This window comes from Alcanivorax sp., assembly GCF_014762765.1.
Taxonomy (GTDB): Bacteria; Pseudomonadota; Gammaproteobacteria; order Pseudomonadales; family Alcanivoracaceae; genus Alcanivorax.
Genome location: NZ_JABURH010000145.1, coordinates 1 through 3531 on the forward strand (window position 1 = coordinate 1; position 3531 = coordinate 3531).

Consider the following 3531-nt stretch of genomic DNA (forward strand, 5'->3'; position numbering starts at 1 on the left):
ACCTGACCCTGCACAGCCTGGTGGTGGAGGACAATCGCCCGGAGCTGCTGCGGCTTTTGCTGGACGATGCCATCAGCCGTTTCCATGGCTACTATGATGCGCTGGTATGTGGTTTTTTTGCCCAGGACCCGCTGGCCCGGGTACCAGCGAGTTACCGTCGCAGGTTGTTGCTCAGCGACCATTTTCTGGTGAGCTATGACGGTGATCCGAGAGACCAGCTGGATGGGCGCCTACCCTATGTGGAGGTCGCCCGCCTGTGAGTGCCAGCGCAACAGACTACATTGGCATGTGGTACCGGGCCCGCGCCCGGCTCGGTATTGATGACCGTATCGAATTTATCTTCATCAAGCCGGGTACCGGTGAGCGCCATACCGTGGCGCTGCGGCATCGGGACCATGATGGTGTGGGGGGGATCGCCGAATCCCTCCAGCGTATGGGTGTCCGTCAGCCGCCCATGCCCCTCAGTCGTCAGTCCCGTGCGCCGTCTTTCTGGCGTCGCTGGCAGTCCCGGCCGGAACAACGCCTGCCACAATCGCCACAATGGTGTGCTTTCGACGCGACTTTCCAGGAGCAGCCGGACGAGCCACTGGTGCAGTGGCTGAGCCCGCAGCAGACCCGTGCGCTACGACAACGTGCCGAAGCACAGCGGGTGTCGCTCAACAGCCTGTTGTTGTTGGCTCTGCACCGTGCCGTGGCGGAGACTTTGATGACGGGCCCAGGCCCGGTGAGCTGGTGTTTCCCGGTGAATATGCGCGGGGTAGTGCCCATGGGGCGGCCGGACATGAACCTGTCCAGCGCCTTTTATCTGACCGTGGATCGTGATGACACCCCGGAGCACCTGGACCGCACTATCCGCAGCTACCTGAAAGCCAATATTCACTGGCGCTACTGGCACCTGGCCCGCATTGGTCGGGTGATCGGCCAGCGGGGGGTGGACTGGTTGTGTGGTCGCCTGCTTAACGGTCCTCAGCACGCGGGTTCCTTTTCCAACCTGGGGGACTGGCAAATCGATTTTGTGTCTGGCGGCTTGCCCCCGGATACGGTGTTCGTTTGCTGCGGTCCGGGCAGCCCCAATCACCCGGTGGCCAATGGCATGATGATCGTCAACGGCAGCCTCAATCTGGCGCTGAAGCTGCACCCGTCCTTGGGCGCATCGCAGGCGGTGGCTCAGCAATGTCTGCAACGCTGGGTTGATGGACTGGAGGGGGCGGCATGAAACGAATTCTCAGTCTGCGCGCGTTGGTGGCCCTGCTGGCGACCCTGGCCATGGGACTGGCGGTGACTGCGCTGTATCTGGTGCCGCCGGCTACACCCACCCTGAAAACGGAAGAAACCCTACTCGCGCTGGATACCTGGCAAGTGGAATGGAAAGACGTGGTGATCCCGGTGCACAGCCAGGGTCTGGTTCGCGCCCGTCACGAATTGCCCATGAGCCTGGAAGTCTCCGGACGGGTGCAGGAGGTGTCGCCGCTGCTGGCGGACGGGGGGCGGGTGGCTGCCGGCGAGGTACTGCTGAAGCTGGATCCGGAGCCCTTTGCGCTGGATGTTACCGCCCAGCGGAACGCGGTCCACGCTGCGCGCCTGCATCTGGAAGAAACCCGGGCGCGAGCGCGGGTGTCCGGGTCTTCCAAGCGGTCTTCCGCACTGGGCCGTTTCGAGCCACAACTGGACGAAGCCAACAGCCGGCTGGCCTCTGCTCGCGCCGGGCTGCGCCAGGCCCAGCGTAACCAGGAACAGACCGAGCTGGTGGCACCCATCAGCGGGCGCCTGAAAGCCGTGCAGGTGATGGCCGGGCAGCAGATTCAGGCTGGTAGTGTGTTGGCGCGGTTATATCAGGAAGACATGGTGGAAGTGCGGCTGCCGGTCCGCGATGAATGGCTGGCTCTGCTTGGCATTATGCCCGGCGATGAACAGACCCTGGAGCATGTCAACGTTACCCTGCGTGGCCGCTTTGCCGGTCGGGATGGCCAGTGGCAGGGCAAGGTGGTGCGCCGTGAGGGCGGCTTGAACAAGAACCGCATGATGCATCTGATCGTTCAGGTCACCAATGCGGAAGATGGCCTGCCCCTGGAGCCCGGGGTGCTGGTGCAGGCGGAGCTGCGCGGAGCGCCGACGCACAACGTGGCGATGCTGCCCCGGGCGGCTCAGACCGGTGAAAATACCGTCTGGGTACTGGATAAGGACAAGCGCTTGCGTCGTCAGTCGGTGGCAGTGCTGCATCACGATGACGACTACCTCTACCTGCACGATGGAGTGACAGCGTCGTCACGGGTGGTACTGGCCGGTGACCTGCAACTGCTGGAAGGCATGCGTATCGATCCCCGCGTTCCTGCCAGTGGGCTGGCGGACCGTTCGGTGACTGAGACAGCCCTGTGAATCGCAGTATTGCCTGGTTCGCCCGTAACGGCGCAGTGGCCAACCTGCTGATGATCGCCCTGCTGCTGGCAGGGTTGATGGCCATTCCCCATACCCGCCAGGAAACCCTGCCCAACGTACCGCTGGATCGCATCGGCATCTATGTGGCCTGGCCCCAGGCTACTCCGGAAAGCGTGGAAGCCATGGTCTGCACGCCGGTGGAAACCGCCATCGACGATGTGGAAGGCGGTACCGAGCTGATCAGCGAAGCCCGTGAGGGACTCTGTTCGGTGCAGCTGGACGTGCTCAAGGGGCATGACACCCGCGCTGTGCTGGAGCAGATCCGTACTCGCCTGGAAGGACTGGACAGCCTGCCGGGCGATGCCGAACGGCCCCGGGTGCAGGAACTGATCGTGCGCAACCGGGTAGTGCGTCTGCTGCTCAGCGGCAGCCTGTCGCGCCAGGATATCTATCAGCTTGCCCACCAGGTGCGCCGGCAACTGCTCAATCACGATGCGGTATCCAGCGTGGATATCGAGAACCTGCCGGAACGGGAAATGGCGCTGACCGTGGCGCGGGATGATCTCTACCGCTACCAGCTCACGCTCGAAGGCATGGCCGCCGCCGCCCGCGAGAGTGTGGAGCGTATTGCGGGCGGCTTGTTGCGAAGCGATCAGGGCGACTGGCTGCTGCAGACCGGTCAGCAGCCGGGGGATGCCACCGCCTATGAGCAGCTGGTGATCCGCCAGTCGGAGCAGGGTGATTTGCTGCGGCTTGGGGATGTAGCGCACATCGAGGACGGGTTCTCCCGGGACAGCCAGGCTGCCTGGCTGGACGGCCAGCCGGCTGTGGCCCTGGATGTGTACCGGGTGGGCGACCAGAACGTGCTGGACGTGGCCGGCGCAGTGAGCGGTTACCTGAAAGAGGCGCAATTACCCCGCGGCGTCGCCCTGCGGGTGTGGAGTGATGATGCCGCCCAGTTCCGCGAGCGCTCCCACCTGTTGTGGCGCAATGCGTTGCAGGGGTTGGTGCTGCTGACGTTGATGCTGGGGGTGTTTCTCACCCTGCGCCTGGCCGGCTGGGTGGCGCTGGGGATTCCGGTGTGCATGCTGGGTGCCTGCGCCTTGCTGCCGGTTCTGGGCGAATCCTTCAACACCATTTCCCTGTTCGCCTTTA

General features: G+C 63.9%; 3 protein-coding genes and 1 pseudogene. All 4 read left to right on the forward strand.

The window, feature by feature from the left end:
• Positions 1-260 (forward strand): annotated as a pseudogene (locus tag HUJ17_RS10325) (hypothetical protein); the annotation flags it as partial.
• A complete protein-coding gene (locus tag HUJ17_RS10330) occupies positions 257-1216 on the forward strand; it encodes a hypothetical protein (RefSeq protein ID WP_290510615.1) in 960 nt (319 codons plus the stop codon). The pseudogene HUJ17_RS10325 and the gene HUJ17_RS10330, both read left to right, overlap by 4 nt.
• Positions 1213-2376 (forward strand): efflux RND transporter periplasmic adaptor subunit, encoded by a 1164-nt coding sequence (locus tag HUJ17_RS10335; protein ID WP_290510616.1) that lies wholly within the window; start codon positions 1213-1215, stop codon positions 2374-2376. The genes HUJ17_RS10330 and HUJ17_RS10335 overlap by 4 nt, the downstream gene beginning before the upstream one ends.
• A partial coding sequence (locus tag HUJ17_RS10340) for an efflux RND transporter permease subunit (RefSeq protein ID WP_290510617.1) occupies positions 2373-3531 on the forward strand: 1159 nt, incomplete at its 3' end. The genes HUJ17_RS10335 and HUJ17_RS10340, both read left to right, overlap by 4 nt.